Below are 19,788 nucleotides of genomic sequence, written 5' to 3' on the forward strand. Positions count from 1 at the left end.
CGATTCCGCCGTCTCGTCCGCCGGCCTATGCTCGGCGAAACGAAGCAGACGACATCGAGGAGAGGAAACCGCATGTTCGGAGCCAAGCGATCGGCGATCTTCGGTTCGGCCGTCGGCCTCGCGGCCGCGCTCTTTCTCGTCACCGCCGCCCTCGCCGCGCCGCCGGTGCCGGCCGACCCGGCGAAGGGCAAGCGCCTCGCCGAGCGCTGGTGCGCCAGCTGCCATGTGGTCGGCACCGCGCCCCAGAGCGCCGCCAGCGATGCCCCCACCTTCGCAGCCATCGCCGCCCGTGACGGCGACGTCTCCGGCGCTCCGTCTGGTTCCTGGCTGGCCTTCCGCCTGCTGAAGCCGCATCCGCAGATGCCGCAGGTCTCCCTCACCCGCACCGAGGCGGCGGACCTCGCGGCCTATTTCGCGACGCTGAAGAAATAATCGGCCCCTCGGCCGGCGCGTGCGTTTCCCAAAAGACACACAAGCGAAACTGTTCAGCTCAAGTTCCCTGCCGCCTTGCGGGGGGGGCGGGTGGGGCCGCATGCTGCACGCGCTGCGTTGCAGCAGTGTCTTCCAGTCCCCGTTGGTCTCCCCGCTTGAGGTCGCCCCATGCGCGCTCGTTCTTCCGCCGCCGTAGTCGCGGCGCTCGCCTTGATCCTCGGTGCCCCCCATGGCGCCCTGGCGGCGCCGCCGGTGGAGCAGCCGGCCTTTTCCTGGACCGGCTTCACTGTAGGTCTGGACGTCGGATATGCCTGGGCGCAGGCGAGCGGGCAGGATTGCAACTGGGGCCGCAACAAATGCCCGGCCTATTCCACCGGGGCCGACGGCATCGTGGGCGGTGCCTATGCCGCCTTCAACTGGCAGGTGGACCACATCGTGCTCGGCATCGAGGGCGATATCGAAGGGTCCGCAGTCACCGGCACCTCGGCCTTCTCCAGCCCTTTCACCAACTACCTCTACGGCCATGCGGTGGACGAGAGCTGGCAGGCCTCGCTGCGCGCGCGCCTTGGCTATGCATTCGACCGCACGCTCGTCTATGTGACGGGCGGCGTCGCCTATGCCGATGTCTTCAACAATCTGTGGCGGCTGGGAAAATCGTTCCACTCCTACAGCGAAACCCGTCCGGGCTGGACCGTGGGCGCTGGCGTCGAGCAGGCCCTCTCCGACCACTTCACCGCCCGCCTCGAATATCGCTACACCGGCTTCGACAGCTCCGAGAACTCGGTGGGCACCAATTCCACGATCCTGCAGGACCTGAACCAGCAGGCCATCCGCATGGGCATCGGCTACAAGTTCTGACAGGTCGTGCGGCGGGCAGGGCGTGCGGCGGGCGGAGCCTGAGCCCCGCCCGCGCGATCCAGCTTACGCCGCCTTGGCGGCCAGCGTCTTGCGCTTCAGGTCCGGCGGCACGGCCTCGTCCACCAGCGCGGCGATCACCTCGTCCAGAGACCCGGAGGTCTGGGCGTTGGAGCCGAGGCGGCGGATGGAGAGGGTGCGTTCGGCCGCCTCCTTCTTGCCCGCCACCAGCAGCACCGGCACCTTGGCCAGCGAGTGCTCGCGCACCTTGAGGTTGATCTTCTCGTTGCGCAGGTCGAGCTCGGCCCTGAGCCCGGCCGCCTTCAGCGCGTCCACCACCTCGGCGGCATAGTCATCCGCATCCGAGGTGATGGTGGCGACCACCACCTGCGTGGGGGCGAGCCACAGCGGGAAGTGCCCGGCGAAGTGCTCGATGAGGATGCCGGTGAAGCGCTCCATGGAGCCGCAGATGGCGCGGTGGATCATGACAGGCGTCTTCTTCTGGCCGTCCGCATCCACATAGAAGGCGCCGAACCGCTCCGGCAGGTTGAAGTCCACCTGCGTGGTGCCGCACTGCCATTCGCGGCCGATGGCATCCTTCAGCGTGTATTCGAACTTGGGACCGTAGAAGGCGCCTTCGCCTGGCAGGATGCCGGTCTTGATGCGCCCGCCCGACTGGGCCTCGATCTCGGCCAGCACGCGGGTCATCACCTCTTCGGCGTGGTCCCACACGGCGTCCGATCCGACGCGCTTCTCCGGCCGGGTGGAGAGCTTCACCACGATCTCCTCGAAGCCGAAATCGGCATAGGTGGAGAGGATGAGATCGTTGATCTTCAGGCACTCTGCCGCCATCTGCTCCTCGGTGCAGAAGATGTGGGCGTCGTCCTGCGTGAAGCCGCGCACGCGCATGAGCCCGTGCAGCGCGCCGGAGGGCTCGTAGCGGTGCACCGCGCCGAACTCGGCGAGGCGCATGGGCAGGTCGCGATAGCTCTTCAGCCCGTGCTTGAAGATCTGCACATGGCCGGGGCAGTTCATGGGCTTCAGCGCGAACACGCGCTCGTCCTTGGTCTCATCGCCGGCGGACTGGACCTTGAACATGTTCTCCCTGTACCAGCCCCAGTGGCCGGAGGTCTCCCACAACGAATGGTCGAGCACCTGCGGGGCGTTGACCTCGCTGTAGTCGGCCTTCAGCCGGCGGCGCATGTAGGCCACCAGTTCCTGGAACAGGGTCCAGCCCTTGGGGTGCCAGAACACCGTGCCGGGGCCTTCCTCCTGGAAGTGGAAGAGGTCCATCTCCCGGCCGAGGCGGCGGTGGTCGCGCTTCTCGGCCTCCTCCAGGCGGTGGAGATAGGCGCCGAGCTCCTTCTCGTCCTGCCAGGCGGTGCCGTAGATGCGGGTAAGCATCGGGTTGTTCGAATCACCGCGCCAGTAGGCACCGGCCACCTTCATCAGCTTGAAGGCGGTGCCGATCTTGCCCGTGGAGGGCATGTGCGGGCCGCGGCAGAGGTCGAACCATTCGCCCTGCTTGTAGATCTTCACGTCCTGGTCTTCGGGGATCGCGTCGACCAGCTCGACCTTGTAGTTCTCGCCCTTGGCGGCGAACACGCGCTTGGCCTCCTCGCGGGTCCACACTTCCTTGGTGAAGGGGCGGTCGCGGGCGATGATCTCGCGCATCTTCGCCTCGATGACCGGCAGGTCTTCCGAGGTGAAGGGGGCGTTGCGGGCGAAGTCGTAATAGAAGCCGTTGTCGATCACCGGGCCGATGGTCACCTGCGTGCCCGGCCACAGCTCCTGCACGGCTTCCGCCATCACGTGCGAGCAGTCGTGCCGGATCAGCTCCAGCGCGCGGGGATCGTCGCGGGTGACGATCTCGATCTTCGCGTCGCGGGTGATGGGCTGGGAAAGGTCGGCCAGTTCCCCGTCGAGGGTGACGGCGACGGCCTTCTTGGCGAGGGATTTGGAGATGGCGGCGGCGATGTCCGCGCCGGACGTCCCCTCGGCATAATCGCGCTTGGCGCCGTCGGGGAAGGTCAGGGAAATCATGTCAAAGCTCCTTGCGGCCCACTCCTGCGCACCTCGCAGGTAGGCCTTTTCGTTAAGCGCGCCCTTTTAGGCGAGGCCATGGCGCCGCGTAAAGCACGCCGCCCGACGCCGGGGCCGAACCGGGCGCCCCTGCAAGGCCGGCGACAGCTCCGGACCCGGAAAAACGCGCGATCCACGCTCCGGATACCGTTCAGCAATCCTTCAGGACCAAAATGCTTCAGTGCTTCGGCTGCGTCCCCCCTTTCCCTCGCGCGCGGCCTCGGCTAATCGGAATGCGGGGTCGTGAGTGTTCGCCATGCCGGCGTCGTTCCGGAAAGGTCCAGGGAGGGCCTTTTTTCGGAAGGCAGGGCGGGTCACGCGGGGTGGGAAACCGGTCGGGGCGCCTTTGGGGGCGGCACGATCGGGAGGACACCGCTCGACCGGGTTCATAGCCCGGGATGCGTCTAGAAGAGGCCGGCATGATGCCTGTGACGATCAAGACCTTGACCTTCGCCGCCCTGCTTCAGGTGGGCGTGTTTGCCTTTGCGACCGGCGCCAGCGCCCAGGTCGGCCCGCGCGGCGGCCCCGGCGCGGTGATGGACATCGACGAGCAGCCGGGCCTCACGGCGCCGGATGACGACGTCGCCCAGCTCGACCCGCAGTTCCGCCACCAGCCGGTGTACTTCCGCACCACCGAGAAGCCCGGCACGATCGTGATCCACACGAACGAGCGCTTCCTGTACCTGGTGCAGGGCGACAACCGCGCCATGCGCTACGGCATCGGCGTGGGCCGTGACGGCTTCCAGTGGTCGGGCCTCAAGTCCATCGAGCGCAAGGCCGAGTGGCCGGACTGGACCCCGCCGTCCGAGATGATCCAGCGCCAGCCCTACCTGCCGCGCTTCATGGCCGGCGGCCCCGGCAACCCGATGGGCGCCCGCGCGCTCTACATCGGCGGCACTGTCTACCGCATCCACGGCACCAACCAGCCGCAGACCATCGGCTACGCCGTGTCCTCGGGCTGCTTCCGCCTCGTGAACAGCGAGATCATCGACCTCTACAGCCGTGTCCCGGTGGGCACGAAGGTCGTGGTTCGCCAGCAGGCCGCTCTCTGAGAGCGGCCCTTTCCGACACATTTTCACTGGGGGACTTCATGAAGACGATCCTGGCCCTACTGGCCGGCGCGGCCCTTGCGCTCGGCGCAACGGCGGCAACGGCGCAGACCCTCAAGACCGTGAAGGACCGCGGCGAACTGGTCTGCGGCGTCTCCAAGGGCCTCCCCGGCTTCTCCGCCCAGGACGCCTCCGGCAAGTGGACCGGCTTCGACGTCGACGTCTGCAAGGCGATGGCGGCGGCCATCTTCGACGACCCGAACAAGGTGAAGTACGTGCCGCTGACGGCGGACGAGCGCTTCCCCGCCCTCACCAAGGGCGAGATCGACGTGCTCTCGCGCAACTCCACCTGGACGCTGGAGCGCGAGGCCAAGCTCGGCCTGCTCTTCGCCGCCATCAACTATTATGACGGCCAGGGCTTCCTGGTGCGCGACGCCCGCAAGGTCACGTCCGCCCTCGAGCTCGACAAGTCCAAGGTCTGCGTCCAGGCGGGCACCACCGCCGAGAGCAACACCAAGGACTATTTCGCCGCCAACGGCATGACGCTGGAGCTGGTGACGCTGCCCACCTCCGGCGAGCTGGTGAAGGCCTACGAGGACGGCAAGTGCGACACGCTCACCACCGACGTGTCGCAGCTCTATGCCCTGCGCCTCACCATGGCCAAGCCCGGTGACCACATCGTGCTGCCCGACGTCATCTCCAAGGAGCCCCTCGGCCCCGTCGTCCGCCAGGGCGACGACCAGTGGTTCAATCTGGTGAAGTGGACGGTGTACGCGATGATCAACGCCGAGGAGCTCGGCGTCGCCACCAACACCATCGACGCCGCGCTGAAGTCCCAGAAGCCTGAGGTGAAGCGCCTTGTGGGCAATGAGGGCAATTACGGCGAGGAGCTGGGCGTGACGAAGGACTTCGTCGTGCGCATCGTCAAGGCGGTGGGCAATTACGGCGAGAGCTTCGAGCGCAACGTGGGCGCCGCCTCCAAGCTGGGCATCCCGCGCGGCATCAACCAGCTCTGGAGCATGGGCGGCATCCAGTACGCGCCGCCGGTGCGCTGATCGGGTGCCGGGATCGGCGGTGCGCTGATCCCTGCGGCTAAGCTTTTGGTCCCGCTTACGATTCGAAACGCCGCGCTCGCAGGGATGTGAGCGCGGCGTTTTCGTTCCGGCATCGACCTGCCTTGAAGGCGTGTCCTAATCTCCCGGCGCGTCACGCCCCGAGGAGAATTGGATGACCGAGGTTTCCCGTCGGACCCTTCTGGCCGGTACGGCCGGCATGGCCGGTGCGCTCGCCGGCGCAGTGGGTGGTGCCGCCGCCCAGCAAGCCCCCACCAAGAATGCCGCCCCGCCCGTCGCCGGCACCCAATCCACCCCCGCCCCCAATCCCGATGCTGCCAAGGCGGCCGGCGCGACGCAGGTCCCCAGCGTCTATCGCTACAAGGTGGGCGACGTGGTGGTGACGGCCATCTCCGACGGCATGCGCACCATCCCCCTGTCCGACACGTTCGTGCGCAACCAGCCCAAGGACAAGGTGAACGCGGCCCTCAAGGGCGCCTTCCTGCCCGAGAACGAGGTGCCCATCTCCTTCACCGTCCTGCTGCTCGACATCGGCGGGCGCAAGGTGCTCGTGGACACCGGCAATGGCGGGCAGGCCGGCCCCGTGGGCCTCGTGCGCGGCACCCTTCAGGATCTGGAGATCGACCCCGCCTCCATCGATCAGGTGGTCATCTCCCACTTCCACCAGGACCACATCAACGGCCTCGTCCTCGCCGATGGCACGCCCGCCTTCCCCAAGGCCCAGCTCATGGTGCCGGAGAAGGAATGGGCGTTCTGGATGGACGACGGCCAGATGAGCCGCGCGCCGGACGGCCTCAAGGCCGGGTTCCAGAACGTGCGGCGGGTGTTCAAGCCGTTCGAGGGCAAGGTGGAGCGCTATGCCTGGGACAAGGAAGTCGCGCCGGGCCTGAAGGCGGTCGGCACGCCGGGCCATACGCCGGGGCATACCTCCTTCGAGCTGGAGTCGGGCTTCGACACCCTCTTCATCCAGTCCGACCTCACCAATCTGCCGGCCCTGTTCGTGGCCAACCCCGGCTGGCACGCCGCGTTCGACATGGACCCCGTGGCGGCCGAGGCGGTGCGGCGCAGGACATACGATCGCCTCGCGGCGGAGCGCATCATGGTGGCGGGCTATCACTTCCCGTTCCCCGGCGCGGCCTTTCTGGAGAAGCAGGGCGATGGCTACCGCTACCAGCCGGTCTACTGGCGCCCGGTGCTGTGAGCCATTGAGCGCAAGGCGGCGGGTGCGTCAGCTCCCCGCCGCCATTATCCCCGCCGTCATGGCCGGGCTTGTCCCGGCCATCCACGTGGGTCGGCCGGGAATATGTCTTCGGCCATCGCCCAATCGGCCCGACGTGGATGCCCGGGACAAGCCCGGGCATGACGGGTTTAGGGTGGCCAGGGCCAAGCGAAATCGCCCCCGTCGCAGCCAGCCCCCACACCCCGCCGCCTCAGCCCGCCGCCACCTCGCCGGCGATCCAGGCGAGATAGGCGGGCAGCCCGCCTTCCAGCGGCAGAACGACGATGGCCGGCACGTCATAGGGGTGGGCGGCGCGCACCGCTTCCACCACCTCGGCGGCGCGCTCTGAGGTGGTCTTGAGCATCATCACCGCCTCGGTGCCGCGCTCGATCTGTCCCTCCCAACGGTAGATGGAGACCATCTCCGGCAGGATGTTGGCGCAGGCGACGAGGCGCGCCTCCACCAGCGTGCGGGCCATCGCCTCGGCCTCCGCGACGCTGGGGAAGGTGGCGTAGACGATGCGCGCGGGCATGGGTTCCTCCGGGCGATGCGCTTGCCCCGCGACCCTACCACCCCTCCCGGCGCCTCGACAGACGGCGGCGGGAGGGCTAGACCGTTCCCGGCCCCTTCCGCTCCCGGCCCGCCGACCGGACGATCCTCCTGACCGACGCACCGATGAGCGAACCCCGTTTCCAGCGCATCGCCTTCGTTTCCAGCCAGACGCCCGAGGCCGACGCCGCGCGCGAGCGCCTCGTCGCCCGCTACGGCATGGTGGCGGAGGAGGAGGCCGACGTGGTGGTCGCCCTCGGCGGCGACGGCCTGATGCTGCAGACCCTGCACCGCTTCCGCGAGCGCGACCTGCCCATCTACGGCATGCACCGCGGCTCGGTGGGTTTCCTGATGAACACCTATCGCGAGGAGGGGCTGGTCGAGCGCCTCAGCGCCGCGCAGTCTGTGACCATCCATCCCCTGATGATGGAAGCCGTGACCTCCAGCGGGATGCGCCACCGCGCCCCGGCCTTCAACGAGGTGTCCCTGCTGCGCCAGTCCTACCAGGCGGCGAAGCTGCGCATTTCCATCGACGGCAAGATGCGGCTGGAGGAGCTGATCTGCGACGGCGTCATCGTCGCGACCCCGGCCGGCTCCACCGCCTACAACCTCTCCGCCCACGGGCCGATCCTGCCTCTGGGTACGGCGCTGCTGGCGCTCACCCCCATCTCGCCCTTCCGCCCCCGCCGCTGGCGCGGCGCGCTGGTGCCGGACCGCGCGCGCATCGACATCGCCGTGATGGAGGCCGACAAGCGCCCGGTGAGCGCGGCGGCCGACCATTTCGAGGTGCGCGACATCATCGCCGTCTCCGCCCGGCTCGATACCACTTCCTCCGTGGACATGCTGTTCGACCCCGACCATGGTCTCGACGAACGCATCCTGCGCGAGCAGTTCGTCTACTGACGCCCCGGGCGCCGGCGAGCCATGGTCTTCTCCTCCGTCACCTTCCTGTTCTATTTCCTGCCGGCATTCCTGCTGTGCTACTTCGCGACGCCCGGCGTGCGCGCGAAGAACATGGTGCTGCTCGCCTTCTCGCTGGTGTTCTACGCCTGGGGCGGCCTTCCCAACGTTCTGGTGCTGGCGGCCTCCATCGTCGGCAACTACTTCCTCGCCCTCGCCATCGACGGCCGCAGCGAACGCTGGCGGCTGCGCGTGCTGGGCCTCGCGGTGGCGGCGAACCTTTGCGGCCTCATCGCCTTCAAATATTCCGGATTCCTGGCGCAGAATTTCAACGTGCTGCTGGCGCCGACGGGCCTCGCGCTGCCGGTGGTGCATCCGGCGCTGCCGCTGGGCATCTCCTTCTTCACCTTCCACGCCATTTCCTACCTCGTGGACGTGTACCGCCGGAAAGCCTCGGCCAACGGGCGGTTCGAGGAGATCGCGGTCTACATCACCATGTTCCCGCAGCTGGTGGCGGGACCCATCGTCCGCTACTCCACCATCCACCGCCGCATCCGGCAGCGGCGCACCACGCTCGGCCGGGTCTCGGCGGGCCTGCGCATCTTCGTCATCGGCCTGTCCTGGAAGGTGCTGATCGCCGACGAGGTGGCCCCGGTGGTCAGCGCGGTGTTCGACCATACGGCCACGCCCAATCTCGGCGAGGCGTGGCTCGGCGTCACCGCCTATGCGCTGCAGATCTATTTCGACTTCGGCGGCTATTCCAACATGGCCATCGGCCTCGCCATCGCCATGGGGTTGAAGTTCCCGCGCAACTTCAACCTGCCCTATGGCGCGCGCTCCATCTCGGATTTCTGGCGCCGCTGGCACATGAGCCTGTCGAGCTGGTTCCGCGATTATCTCTACATCCCCCTCGGCGGCAACCGGCACGGCCACTGGCACACGGCGGCGAATCTCTGGACCGTCTTCCTCCTGTGCGGCCTGTGGCACGGGGCGAGCTGGACCTTCGTGATCTGGGGCGCCCATCACGGCACCTTCCTGGTGCTGGAGCGCACCCGCTTCGGCGCCTGGATGAAGACGGCGCCGCGCGTGCTCTCCCACCTCTACGTGCTCTTGGTGGTGCTCACCGGCTGGGTGTGGTTTCGCGCCGACAGCCTGCCCCAGGCGCTGGAGCTGTTCCAGGGCCTCGTGGGCATGAACGGCGCCGGCTATCTTTCCACCCAATTGGAGGTGGAGCTGAAGCCGGTGACGCTGGCCATCCTCGTGCTGGCATGGCCGCTCGCCATGTTCGGCCTGCCGCGTCCGGGCGGGCGGAGCATGGCACCGAAGATGCGCCTCGCCGTGTTCGGCGCGGTGGACAGTGTGGTGGTGTGGGGCCTGTTCGTGCTCTGCGTGCTCTCGGTGGGCGCGGCGACCTACTCGCCGTTCCTGTACTTCCGCTTCTAGATACGGAGGGACGCCATGCCGCTTCTGATGTCCTTCCGCCGCTGGTGGGCGGTGATCTTCTTCGCCATCCTCACCCTGCCCACCATCGGCCTGATCGCCCCTGACCTGCCGGCCCCGCTGCGCACCGTCGCCGCCCCCGAGGCGCGCTGGTGGGAGGACGCGGCGCGCCGGCTCGACCCTTACATCAACAACGTGTTCGGCTTCCGCGGCGCGGTGCTCACCGCCCACCGCTCCTATGTGCGCTTCATCGGCGACACCCAGGGCGACCTCGCGCTGAAGGGCGAGAACGGCTCGCTCTTTCTCAAGGACGAGCACGCGCTGGAGCAGTCGCTGGGCCAGTTGGTGCGGCCGGAGGCGGTGACGGGCATCGTCGCGCTCGCCGAGCGCATGAACGCCTACATGACCGCCCATGGCGGGCGCTTCGTGGTGCTCATTCCACCCAACGGCCACACCACCAATTTCGAGAATTTGCCCGCCTATGCCCGGCGCCTGAAGGTCTCGCCCACCGAGTATGATCTCGTGGCGGAGAAGATGAAGGCGGCCGGCATCACCTTCGTGGACATGCGCCCCATCCTCGCCGAGGCGAAGAAGACCGGGCCGGTCCACTGGCGCTACGACACCCACTGGAACCAGCGCGGCCAGCTCCTCGGCTTCAACGCCGCCATGGCCGCCGCCGGCCGCCCCGATCTGGAAGTGAAGCCGGAAGACGCCCTCGGCCCGCCGGAGCCGCGCCTCACCGGTGATCTGCTGCGCGCGACGGGCGCGCCCGTGCCGAACCCGCCGGACGTGATGTTCCCGCCCAAGGGACCCATGGTGGCGCCGAAGGACCCGAAGCTCATCCCCGGCATCTTCAAGCCGGTGCCGGACAACGATCCGTTCCAGCCCTATGCCATCGACACGGGCCATGCCGGCCCGCGCATCATGGTCATCGGCGACAGCTTCTCGCAGGGCTCCTGGCGCGGCCTCGGCGTGTCGCAGGCATCGGCCTATGCGTGGATGCACCACCGCTATTGCCGCTTCGAGATGGGCGCCGTCGAGCGCTTCAAGCCCGACATCCTCATCTACGCGCCCACCGAACGGGCGATGCCTTGCAAGGGCACACCGGCGGAGTGAGGAGCGTGCCGCTCCATTTCACTGCTGTCATCGCCCGCCCTCGTGCGGGCGATCCACCGTTCCGCTTGTGCCGTGGCCGACGATGGGAATCAGCCACACCGTGGATCCCCCGGACGAGCCGGGGGATGACGGCGCAGTGCGCGGATTTCTGCTCAAAATCGCGAGGCTCAGCCCTTCGGCGTCCGCGCCTTCAGGTCCATGCCGCCGCCCGGCGGGCGCTCGCGCTCGGTCAGTTCATCGACAAAGGAGTAGTCGAGATAGCCGCAGCGGGCGAGGGACTTCATGACCCGCATGTCCACCCGCCCGTCCACGATGGCGGCATCGTCCACATAGACGCCGACGATCTCGCCGATGATCATGTGCTGGTCGGGCAGCGTGCCGTCCTTCCCCTTGGGGCGGAAGGTCTCCACATAGACGCATTCGAGCGCGCACGGGCTGGCGGCGACGCGGGGCGGCTTCACGAGGCGCGAGGGCGCACGCTCGAGGCCCACGAGGTCGAACTCGCTCACGTCACGCGGCGCGGGGGCGGAGGTGAGGTTCACCGCGTCGATGAGGTCGAGGGTGGCGAGGTTGCAGACGAACTCGCCGGTGGCCTCGATGTTGGCGGCGCTGTCCTTGTGGCCCGCCGACGAGAACATCACCAGCGGCGGCGCCTCGCAGATCAGGTTGAAGAAGGAATAGGGCGCGAGGTTCGCCACGCCCTCCGGCGTCAGCGAGGAGATCCAGCCGATGGGGCGGGGCGCCACGATGGCCTTCAGTGGCGAGAAGGGCAGGCCGTGATTGCGCTTGGACGGCTCGTAGAACATTGCGGGGCAGATCCTGATCCGGGAGATCATGGACCATAGCCGCTCCGCCCGCCGGGCGGCAGCTATACTGATGCATGGTGCGGGGCCTCAGCCCAGCGCCAGCATGGTCGATGTGATGTCTTCCAGCGCCCGCTCGGTCGTCTCCATGCCGGCGGCGATGGCCTCCTTCGCCCGCTGGAACTCGAACAGGCCGATGCGGCCGAGCTTGGGGGAGAGCATCACGTCCGGCGGATCGCCGGCGAGGCGCGAGCGGGCGATGCGGTCCTGGGTGATGTTGAAGGCGTCGATCATCACAGTGGTCAGCCCGCGCGGGCCGTCGCCCGAGGGACCGGCGAAGAACTGCCGCCGCAGCCGGTCGGGGCTGAGGATGCCGGCGAGGCCGTCCTTCTTCTCCGCCACCGCCATCTCGGCGACGCGCTCCACCACCCCGCCATGGTCCTGGATGACCGTGCCGCGGCCGAACACGTCGGCATTGAGGTTCACCGCGATCACCATGCGCGCGCCCATGGCGCGGGCGGCGGAGACCGGCACCGGGTTCACCAGCGCCCCGTCCATCAGCCAGCGCCCGCCCACCTTTACCGGCGTGAATATGCCGGGCAGGGCGTAGGAGGCGCGGATGGCGTCCACGAAATCGCCGCGGGTGAGCCAGATCTCGTGGCCCGTGCCCAGCTCCGTCGCGATGGCGGCGAAGACGATGGGCAGGTCCTCGATGGCGATGCCACCCACGTTGCGGCGCATCAGCTCCACCAGCCGGCGCCCGCCGATGAGGCCGGCGGCGCCGAGATTGAAATCGAGCAGGCTCAGCACGTTGCGCTTGGTGAGGCTGAGCGCCCACTCCTCCAGCGTGTCGAGCTTGCCGGCGGCCCAGATGCCGCCCACCACCGCGCCGATGGAGGTGCCCGCCACCACCGAGGGGCGGATGCCGGCGCGGTCCAGCGCCTTCAGCACGCCGATATGGGCAAAGCCCCGCGCCGCCCCGCCGCCGAGCGCAAGGCCGATGGCCGGGCCGTTGGGCACGGACGTGCGCGGCGCCGCGTGCGCCGGCGTGCCGAGATCGGGCGGGCCGGCATCGGGCGGCTGCGACGCGGGATTCTTCGCCTCGGAGGCCGCGGAACTGGAGGCCGCAGAACTGGAGGCCGCAGTTTTGGGGGCGGCCGCTGCGGTGGGGCCGGATCGCCAGTGGAGGGACTGAAACATCGACGCCTCCCGTCGCGCCGCCCGCTTCTGGCGCCGTGGAAGCAGAGCCTCCATCGGCACCGAAGCGTTTCCGGCGCACCGCTACTATGGCGTCACGTTTACTAAGGTCTGGTGTCCGAAGCGTGGCACCCTATGGCACCTCTCGGCGCCGGGCGGCAGAGGGCGCCTCGCCGAAATGGCGGCGGAACTGGCGGTTGAAGGTGGAGAGGTCGCGGAAGCCGGCCTCGAACGCGAGGTCGGAGATGCGCCGGTGGGCGTGGCGCGGATCGTCGAGCATCCGGCGCAGCCATTCCATCCGGAGCCGGGCGACATAAGCGGAGAAGGTCTCGCCGCCTTCCTCGAACAGCACCTGCACATAACGTGCGCTGATGCCGAGCTGGGTTCCGATGGTGGTCGCGGACAGATCGTGGCGGTGGAGGGCGGCCAGGGTCGCGGCCTTGGCGGTGGCGAGGCGCGCGGCCTTCACGGCGCTGCGTCCGGGCGCTTCACGCGGGGGAGCGCTGCGCTTGAGCACCAGCGCGGCGAGTTCAGCGAGCTGCGCGGCCACCAGCCGGCCGCCTTCTTCCGAGCCGACGTGCTGCCGTTCGAGCAGTTCCGCATAGCCGAACATCAGATCGAGCGCCGGATCGCCGGCCGCGAAACGCAGCATGTCGAGGTCGTCGATGTGCGGCACCAGGGTCCGCAGCCGGGCGCGCGAGACCTGCACGGTGCGGAACGTCGTGCTCGACTGGATGTCGGCGGACGAACGCTGGCCGAGGTTCCAGACGCCGGTTTCGCCCGCGCCGACCTCCATCTCGCGGCCGTCCGGCGTGGTGACGCGATAGGCGCGTTCGGAACGGCAGATGGTGAGATCGTCGATGCCGTCCGAGAGCAGCGCGGTCGTCCGGCTCGAGACGATGGCGCTGGTGTGTCCCTGCCCGACCAGGACGCCGGGAAGGTTGAGGAAGTGCCCCGAGATGTGGAAGGGGTCGCCGGAGCTTGGCACAAGGTCGAGGCCGATCAGCACGGGGCCGTAAAAGTCACGGACATAGGCCATCCGCTCCGCTGCCGGCACGTCGGCGGTGTTGAACCGCACGGGTGCAAAGGCACTGGCGTGATCGGGGGGCGTGTCCGCGGCTTTTTCAGCGGCCTGTTCAGCGGCTTGGGGCATCGAAACGGAGCTTGAAATCTGGTCCGATCGGCGACCGGGGTCATCTGTCCCACGTGCCGTCGAAGAGGTTGCGGCAATCGCCTGCCTGAAGCGGGCGACGACTTGCCGTCGCAAAGGAATGCAGGGGAAGCTTTGCCGCGTCAATGTCCCGGGCGCGCGCGGCGCGGTTGTGGCCCGCATTTTCTGCACCGGAAGAGGCGCGTTTCGCGCCTTGCACAGGGGGAGTGCGCGTAATGCCGAGCAACGCGGCCGGGAGTGGCGGATAAGAAGCAGCGGACCACAGTTTCAGCGCTTCCGTCAGGGCGATCGCCTGAAAACCTCCGCGGCCGGTGCAGTGCTTTTTCCGTTGCCGCGTTCTCGCAGGCGGCGGGCCGGCACTGTGCCGGCTATTTCTGTTCGGGTGGCAGTGTCAGTGGTCGTGCCAGATCAGTGATCTTGCCCGGTCAGTGGTCGTGCCCGTCGTGGCCCTTGCCGTAGACGGCGGCGGGATCGAAGCGCGGGGTGTCGCCGGTGAAGGCGAGGCGGGTCGCCTCGGAAGGCGCCGCGCCGATGGGGACCGACCGGTAGAAGCAGGAGCGGCGGCCCGTGTGGCAGGCGGCGCCCGTGCCGCCCATTTCCACCTTGATGACCACCGCATCCTGATCGCAGTCGATCAGCATCTGCCGCACCTTCTGGGTGTGGCCGGAGGTCTCGCCCTTCTTCCAGAGCTTGCCGCGCGAGCGGGAGAAATAATGCGCCTCGCCGGTCGCCATGGTGAGGGCGAGGGCCTCCGCATTCATGTGGGCGAGCATCAGCACCTCGCCGGTCTCCGCATCCACGGCGACGCAGGTGACGAGGCCGTTGGCGTCGAAGCGCGGGGAGAGGATGGTGTCCTCCTCTAGCGCGGCGCCCTTGCCGGCGGCGGGGAAGGTGAAGGCGGTGGTTTCGGCGCTCATGATCGCTGGGTCACTTTCGCTCGCGTGTCGGGCGCTCCCGCCTCGGCAGGAACGCCTCTCGGCGGCGGTCCTGCGTCAGCCTTTGGAGCGCACCAAAGTGATGAAGCGCACCTGCTCGGCCGGATCATCCCGGAAGACGCCGGTGAACTGGGTGGTGAGGGTAGAAACGCCCTGCTTGGTGATGCCGCGCATGGACATGCACATATGCTCGGCCTCGATCATCACCGCCACGCCGCGCGGGCGCAGCCCCTCGTCGAGGGCGTTGGTGATCTGCGAGGTCAGGTGCTCCTGCGTCTGCAGCCGGCGGGCGAAGATGTCCACCACCCGCGCGATCTTGGAGAGGCCGACCACCCGCTCCACCGGGAAATAGGCGACATGCGCCTTGCCCACGAACGGCACCATGTGGTGCTCGCAATGGGAATGGAACGGGATGTCGCGCACCAGCACGAAGTCGTCGAAGGTGCCGATCTCGCCGAACGTGCGGTCCAGCAACTCGTCGGCGTCCTCACCGTAGCCGGAGAACAGCTCGTCATAGGCCTTCACCACGCGCTTCGGCGTGTCGAGCAGGCCCTCGCGCGCCGGGTCTTCGCCGATATAGGCGAGCAGCGTCTTCACCGCGGCTTCCGCCTCGGCCCGGGTGGGGCGGGGGCTGCCGTCGGAGAGGGGCGGGTGGACCTTGGGGAGGGCAGGGGCACCATCCGGCGCAGGCGCGCGCAGAGCCGCCGCAGCCTTGGCCTTCAGCTGACGCTCCCGCTCCTCGTTCTCGGCCTGCGCCTTGAACAACTTGACTACCGCGTCCATGACCAACTCCGTTCGACCCGCCGCCCCGGAGCCGCGAAGCTGCCGGGAAAGGCGGGAGTGTCACCGGTTGTCGGCTCGCTTGCGCGGTGTCGCTCAAACCGCGCCCCGCCGGACCTGCCGGCGGCGGCTTTGCCGTCCGTTTCAAAAATGAAGGCCCAAAGTCGGGCCCAAGTTCCATGATGGGGCCGAAGGGCCGTTTTCGCAAGGGTGAGGGTGCCCGAATGTCCCGCAGAGCGGTTCAATGACACCACGCGACCAGACGGCACGCGCCGCCTTTGCGTCCGTTCGTCCCGTCTCTATATAAGATCGGAATGCTCGCGCGGCAGGCCTTAGGGCCTTGTTCGCGCCGCCGGATTGGTTCGCCCATGATCAATGACGTCTACAACGCCCGCATCCTCGCCCTCGCCGCCGATATTCCGCGCCTCGGCCGGCTTCCCGCGCCGCAGGCGAGCGCACGGGCGCATTCCCGGCTGTGCGGCTCCACCGTCACCATCGATCTCGTGATGGACGGGGACACAGTGGCCGACTTTGCCCACGAGGTGCGCGCCTGCGCCCTCGGGCAGGCGTCCTCCTCGCTCATGGCCAGCCACATCATCGGCGCCAGCGCGCAGGAATTGCGCGAGGTGCGCGACACCATGTGGAAGATGCTGCGGGAGAACGGCCCGCCCCCCGCCGGCCGCTGGGAGGATTTCAAGGTGCTGGAGCCGGTGCGCGACTACAAGGCGCGCCATGCCTCCACCATGCTCACCTTCGACGCGGTGGTGGACGCCATCGGCCAGATCGAGGCGGCCCGCGCCGCGGCCGAGTAGCGGTTAGCCCGCCGCCCATTCCTCCGCCCGCCGCGTCTCGATGGCGGCGATGGCCTCGTCCGCCGCCTGATCGAAGGCGGTTTCGAGCGCCGGATTGATGCCGCGCAGCCCCGCTGCCACCGCCCGCGACCATTCCACGTAGGCGCGGGCGCGCGATTGCGGCCAGTCCTCCGGCGGATCGTCGGCGAGGGAGCGCAGGTTGCAGGTCTTGTCGGCGAGCTTCAGCAGCTTGCCGCGCGCCGACAGGTGCGGCGCGTGTTCCACCTGAAGCCGCTTGCGCTCGACCGAGGTCAGCGCCTTGTCGTCCGTGACTTCCATGACGAGGCCGGCGATGTCCGGGCCGAAGGTGGTGGCGATCTCCTCCGGCGTCACGCTTTGGTCCTCCACCACGTCGTGCAGCAGCGCGGCGGCGACGAGTTCGGGATCGGTGCCTCCCGTCGCCTCGCTCACCAGCAGGGCGACTTCCACCAGGTGGTTCACATAAGGCTGCGCCCGCCGGCCCTTCCGCCGCTGGTCGGTGTGGCGCAGGGTCGCGAAGGCGAGCGCGCGCATCACCGTGGACAGGGGCGGGACGGAAGAACCGGGCGGGAAGACATCAGGCATCGTCGATCACCTCGCGCGACAGTATAGCCCCCGAAACGGGAGCCGCGCGGGTCGTCGGGACCAGCTCGGCCCCGACTTCGACATGAAAGCTGGATAGGCGCATTCCGCTCCCCGAGGGTGGCGAATATGGGGCGGCGGGGGACAGGGGCGGATATGGCGGCGGATCACGGCGGGCTGGACGAGACGGCGGGGCCGGTGCGCAGGATCGGCGCGCGGATCGCCCGTGTCCCGCGCCTTGCCTTGCGCGGGCTCATCCTCGTCTATCGCTACACCTTCTCCGCCTTCATGGGCCGGCAGTGCCGCTATCTGCCCACCTGTTCGGAATATGCGGAAGAGGCGGTGATGCGGCACGGCGCGCTGCCCGGCGCGGTGATGGCCACCGCCCGCATCTGCCGCTGCAATCCCTGGGGTGGGCATGGATACGATCCGGTGCCCAAATGCCTGCCCACGGGCGGGCGCTGGTACAAGCCCTGGGCCTACGGCATCTGGCGCACACCGAAGGAACCGGACGCGGAGGACTGATCCTCGGCGCGGAGAATCAGTTCCGGCGCACCGCCGTGGGCATGGGCGTCGCGGGCGCCGCCGGTGTGGGCGCGGCGGCCGGGGCGGTCTGTGCCGCTGCCGGGACGGGCTTTGCGGCAGCGCCGGCGTCGGTCATCTTCACCTCGGCCTCCTTGAACATGCGTTCCAGCGCCGCCAGCCGTTCGGCCGAGCGGGGCGAGAGGGTCACCGGCCGCTCGCTGTCGGCGAGGCCGGGCACGTTCAGGGTGGCGGGCGGCTCGTCGAGCTTGGGGATGGGCGTGGTGACGCCGGGGATCGGCTTGATCTCGATGCCCTGGTGGGCATAGGCCATCACCTTCTGCCAGGTCATGGCGGGCAGGGTGCCGCCGGTCATCTTGTTCATCACGGCATAGTCGTCGTTGCCGAACCACACGCCGCAGACATAATTGCCGGTGAAGCCCATGAACCAGGCGTCGCGGTAGGCATTGGTGGTACCGGTCTTGCCCGCCACCTTGGCGTTGGGCAGGCGGGCGCGGCGGCCGGTGCCGTTCTCCACCACGTTGTTCATCATGTCGTTGATGTCGTAGAGCGCCTGCTGCGGGATGATCTGGACGGGCTTGGGCGCGTCGCGGTCGAAGCGCCAGATCACGTCGCCATTGCCGATGCGCATCTCCACCACGGCGTGGGGATAGACGCTCTTGCCGCCGTTCGCGAACACCGAATAGGCGGTGGTCGCGTCGAACAGCGTCACCTCGGCGGCGCCGAGCGGCAGCGGCGCGGAGATGGGCAGGGGCGTGCGGATGCCCATCTGGTGGGCGAGGTCCACGATCTTCTTGCGGCCGAACTTCTCCGCGAGACGCACCGCCACCGTGTTCAGCGAATGCTGGAGCGCGGTCTTGAGCGTGATGGAGCCCATGTAGGAGCGGCCATAATTCTGCGGGCACCAGTTGCCGAGGCAGATGGGCGCGTCCTGCACGATGGTGTTCGGCCGGTAGCCGTTCATGAGCGCCACCGTGTAGACGTAGGGCTTGAACGAGGAGCCGGGCTGCCTGAGCGCATCGGTGGCGCGGTTGAACTGGCTCTCGCCATAGTCGCGCCCGCCCACCAGCGCGCGCAGCGTGCCGTTGGGCTCCATCACCACGATGGAGCCCTGCTTGACCTTGTAGTCGCGGCCGAACTCGTTGAGCGAGGACTCCAGCGCGGCGTCCGCCACCTTCTGGATGTTGGGGTCGAGGCCGGTGCGGACGATGAAGTTGCGCTCGATGACGGAGGGCGGCAGCTGGTCCACCAGCTTCTTCACCTCGCCGAAGGCGTAGTCGAGATAGAAGTCCGGCACCTCGTCGTCGCGGCGGTCCACCGGCGTCGCCGGGTTGCGCCGCGCGCCGAACACCTGACCTTCCGTCATGAAGCCGGCCTCGACCAGATTGTCGAGCACGGTGGAGGCGCGGGCGCGGGCGGCGGGCAGGTTGATGTGCGGGGCGTATTTGGACGGCGCCTTGAACAGGCCGGCGAGCATGGCCGCCTCGGCGAGGTTCACCTCCTTCACCGACTTGCCGAAATAATAGCGCGCGGCCGCATCCACGCCGTAGGCGCCGCCGCCGAGATAGGCGCGGTCGAGGTACAGCTTGAGGATCTGGCTCTTGGAGAGGCGCGCCTCCAGCCAGATGGCCAGGAAGGCTTCCTTAATCTTGCGCTCGATGGTGCGCTCGTTGGACAGGAACAGGTTCTTGGCGAGCTGCTGGGTGAGCGAGGAGCCGCCCTGCCGCACGCCGCCCGCCTTGGCATTGGTGACGAGGGCGCGGGCCGTGCCGGCGACGTCGATGCCCCAATGCTCGTAGAAGCGCCGGTCCTCGGTGGCGAGCGTCGCCTTGATGAGGTTGTCCGGAATGTCTTCCAGCGGGATGGTGTCGTTCTGCTTGACGCCGCGCTCGCCGATGGAATTGCCGTAGCGGTCGAGGAAGGTGACGGCGAGCTCGGTGCGCTTCAGCCAGTCGTCGGAGGTCTCGCGGAAGGCCGGCATGGCGAGCGCCAGCATCACCATGGCGCCGGCGACGCCTAGGGTGAAGCCTTCCGAGGCCGCGCCGATGGCCCAGCGCCCCACGCCCGTGACGTTGAACCGCTCGGTGAAGGCGGCATAGGCGGAGAGGATATTGCGCGTGCGGGCACCGAGGCTGAACAGCGAGCTGTCCAGCAGCGCGTCGAAATCGAGCATCAGCCCGCGCAGGCGCTCGAGAAGGGAAGGACGCTTGCGCTCGGTCACGGTGCGGGCTC

Annotated in this window: 19 protein-coding genes; 10 read left to right on the top strand and 9 right to left on the bottom strand. The window is 68.4% G+C overall.

Annotated elements, in window-relative coordinates; translation table 11 throughout:
- Positions 1 to 72 precede the first annotated feature (72 nt).
- Positions 73 to 432, top strand: coding sequence for a cytochrome c (locus ACE3QW_RS02235; RefSeq protein ID WP_374250257.1), 360 nt, complete (start codon positions 73 to 75; stop codon positions 430 to 432).
- A 168-nt stretch (positions 433 to 600) separates the two neighbouring features.
- The gene (locus tag ACE3QW_RS02240) at positions 601 to 1,290 is read left to right on the top strand and encodes an outer membrane protein (protein ID WP_374250258.1); all 690 of its coding nucleotides are present in this window, start codon (positions 601 to 603) and stop codon (positions 1,288 to 1,290) included.
- A gap of 63 nt (positions 1,291 to 1,353) precedes the next feature.
- Here ACE3QW_RS02240 and thrS read toward each other — a convergent pair whose 3' ends face one another.
- Entirely contained in the window at positions 1,354 to 3,330 is a 1,977-nt protein-coding gene (thrS, locus tag ACE3QW_RS02245; RefSeq protein WP_374250259.1) for a threonine--tRNA ligase, read from the bottom strand.
- Between the two features lie 458 nt (positions 3,331 to 3,788).
- Here thrS and ACE3QW_RS02250 point away from each other — a divergent pair, with 458 nt between their 5' ends.
- The 3 genes from ACE3QW_RS02250 to ACE3QW_RS02260 all read left to right on the top strand — a co-directional run bounded on the left by ACE3QW_RS02250 (position 3,789) and on the right by ACE3QW_RS02260 (position 6,692).
- A complete protein-coding gene (locus ACE3QW_RS02250) occupies positions 3,789 to 4,421 on the top strand; it encodes a L,D-transpeptidase (RefSeq protein WP_250168690.1) in 633 nt (210 codons plus the stop codon).
- 38 nt (positions 4,422 to 4,459) lie between these two features.
- The gene (locus ACE3QW_RS02255; RefSeq protein ID WP_029559042.1) at positions 4,460 to 5,473 is read left to right on the top strand and encodes an amino acid ABC transporter substrate-binding protein; all 1,014 of its coding nucleotides are present in this window, start codon (positions 4,460 to 4,462) and stop codon (positions 5,471 to 5,473) included.
- Positions 5,474 to 5,645: 172 nt separating this feature from the next.
- Entirely contained in the window at positions 5,646 to 6,692 is a 1,047-nt protein-coding gene (locus ACE3QW_RS02260; protein ID WP_374250260.1) for an MBL fold metallo-hydrolase, read from the top strand.
- A gap of 229 nt (positions 6,693 to 6,921) precedes the next feature.
- Here the strand turns inward: ACE3QW_RS02260 and cutA are convergent, their stop codons facing one another.
- The gene (gene cutA, locus ACE3QW_RS02265; RefSeq protein ID WP_374250261.1) at positions 6,922 to 7,242 is read right to left on the bottom strand and encodes a divalent-cation tolerance protein CutA; all 321 of its coding nucleotides are present in this window, start codon (positions 7,240 to 7,242) and stop codon (positions 6,922 to 6,924) included.
- A 143-nt stretch (positions 7,243 to 7,385) separates the two neighbouring features.
- On the opposite strand from cutA, the gene ACE3QW_RS02270 reads away from it, so the two are divergent.
- The 3 genes from ACE3QW_RS02270 to ACE3QW_RS02280 are packed head-to-tail and all read left to right on the top strand — an operon-like array spanning position 7,386 to position 10,715.
- On the top strand, positions 7,386 to 8,162 hold the full coding sequence (locus tag ACE3QW_RS02270) for an NAD kinase (RefSeq protein WP_374250262.1): 777 nt from the start codon (positions 7,386 to 7,388) through the stop codon (positions 8,160 to 8,162).
- 21 nt (positions 8,163 to 8,183) lie between these two features.
- The gene (locus tag ACE3QW_RS02275) at positions 8,184 to 9,602 is read left to right on the top strand and encodes an MBOAT family protein (protein WP_374250263.1); all 1,419 of its coding nucleotides are present in this window, start codon (positions 8,184 to 8,186) and stop codon (positions 9,600 to 9,602) included.
- 15 nt (positions 9,603 to 9,617) lie between these two features.
- Positions 9,618 to 10,715: a hypothetical protein gene (locus ACE3QW_RS02280; protein WP_374250264.1), complete on the top strand. Its 1,098-nt coding sequence runs from the start codon at positions 9,618 to 9,620 to the stop codon at positions 10,713 to 10,715.
- A gap of 167 nt (positions 10,716 to 10,882) precedes the next feature.
- Here the strand turns inward: ACE3QW_RS02280 and ACE3QW_RS02285 are convergent, their stop codons facing one another.
- The 5 genes from ACE3QW_RS02285 to folE form a co-directional block, all read right to left on the bottom strand.
- Positions 10,883 to 11,521, bottom strand: a complete 639-nt coding sequence (locus ACE3QW_RS02285) for a flavin reductase family protein (RefSeq protein ID WP_029559037.1) — start codon at positions 11,519 to 11,521, stop codon at positions 10,883 to 10,885.
- An 87-nt stretch (positions 11,522 to 11,608) separates the two neighbouring features.
- Positions 11,609 to 12,718, bottom strand: coding sequence for a patatin-like phospholipase family protein (locus ACE3QW_RS02290; protein WP_250168064.1), 1,110 nt, complete (start codon positions 12,716 to 12,718; stop codon positions 11,609 to 11,611).
- A 130-nt stretch (positions 12,719 to 12,848) separates the two neighbouring features.
- Complete coding sequence (locus tag ACE3QW_RS02295) at positions 12,849 to 13,754, bottom strand: AraC family transcriptional regulator (RefSeq protein WP_250168065.1); 906 nt, start codon at positions 13,752 to 13,754, stop codon at positions 12,849 to 12,851.
- A gap of 557 nt (positions 13,755 to 14,311) precedes the next feature.
- Positions 14,312 to 14,803, bottom strand: a complete 492-nt coding sequence (gene hisI / locus ACE3QW_RS02300; RefSeq protein ID WP_250168066.1) for a phosphoribosyl-AMP cyclohydrolase — start codon at positions 14,801 to 14,803, stop codon at positions 14,312 to 14,314.
- Between the two features lie 75 nt (positions 14,804 to 14,878).
- Positions 14,879 to 15,604 carry a GTP cyclohydrolase I FolE gene (gene folE / locus ACE3QW_RS02305; protein WP_029559033.1) on the bottom strand — a complete coding sequence of 242 codons (726 nt, stop codon included), beginning with the start codon at positions 15,602 to 15,604 and terminating at the stop codon, positions 14,879 to 14,881.
- Between the two features lie 365 nt (positions 15,605 to 15,969).
- Between folE and ACE3QW_RS02310 the strand changes: the two genes are divergently transcribed.
- Positions 15,970 to 16,413 (top strand): iron-sulfur cluster assembly scaffold protein, encoded by a 444-nt coding sequence (locus tag ACE3QW_RS02310; RefSeq protein WP_374250265.1) that lies wholly within the window; start codon positions 15,970 to 15,972, stop codon positions 16,411 to 16,413.
- A 3-nt stretch (positions 16,414 to 16,416) separates the two neighbouring features.
- On the opposite strand, the gene ACE3QW_RS02315 is transcribed toward ACE3QW_RS02310, so the two are convergent.
- Positions 16,417 to 17,016 (bottom strand): HD domain-containing protein, encoded by a 600-nt coding sequence (locus ACE3QW_RS02315; protein ID WP_051679321.1) that lies wholly within the window; start codon positions 17,014 to 17,016, stop codon positions 16,417 to 16,419.
- 153 nt (positions 17,017 to 17,169) lie between these two features.
- Between ACE3QW_RS02315 and yidD the strand changes: the two genes are divergently transcribed.
- Positions 17,170 to 17,538 carry a membrane protein insertion efficiency factor YidD gene (yidD, locus tag ACE3QW_RS02320; RefSeq protein ID WP_374250266.1) on the top strand — a complete coding sequence of 123 codons (369 nt, stop codon included), beginning with the start codon at positions 17,170 to 17,172 and terminating at the stop codon, positions 17,536 to 17,538.
- A gap of 16 nt (positions 17,539 to 17,554) precedes the next feature.
- Here the strand turns inward: yidD and ACE3QW_RS02325 are convergent, their stop codons facing one another.
- Positions 17,555 to 19,729, bottom strand: a complete 2,175-nt coding sequence (locus ACE3QW_RS02325; RefSeq protein WP_374250277.1) for a transglycosylase domain-containing protein — start codon at positions 19,727 to 19,729, stop codon at positions 17,555 to 17,557.
- Positions 19,730 to 19,788: the final 59 nt, after the last annotated feature.

The organism is Xanthobacter sp. (assembly GCF_041911315.1).
GTDB lineage: Bacteria > Pseudomonadota > Alphaproteobacteria > Rhizobiales > Xanthobacteraceae > Xanthobacter > Xanthobacter aminoxidans.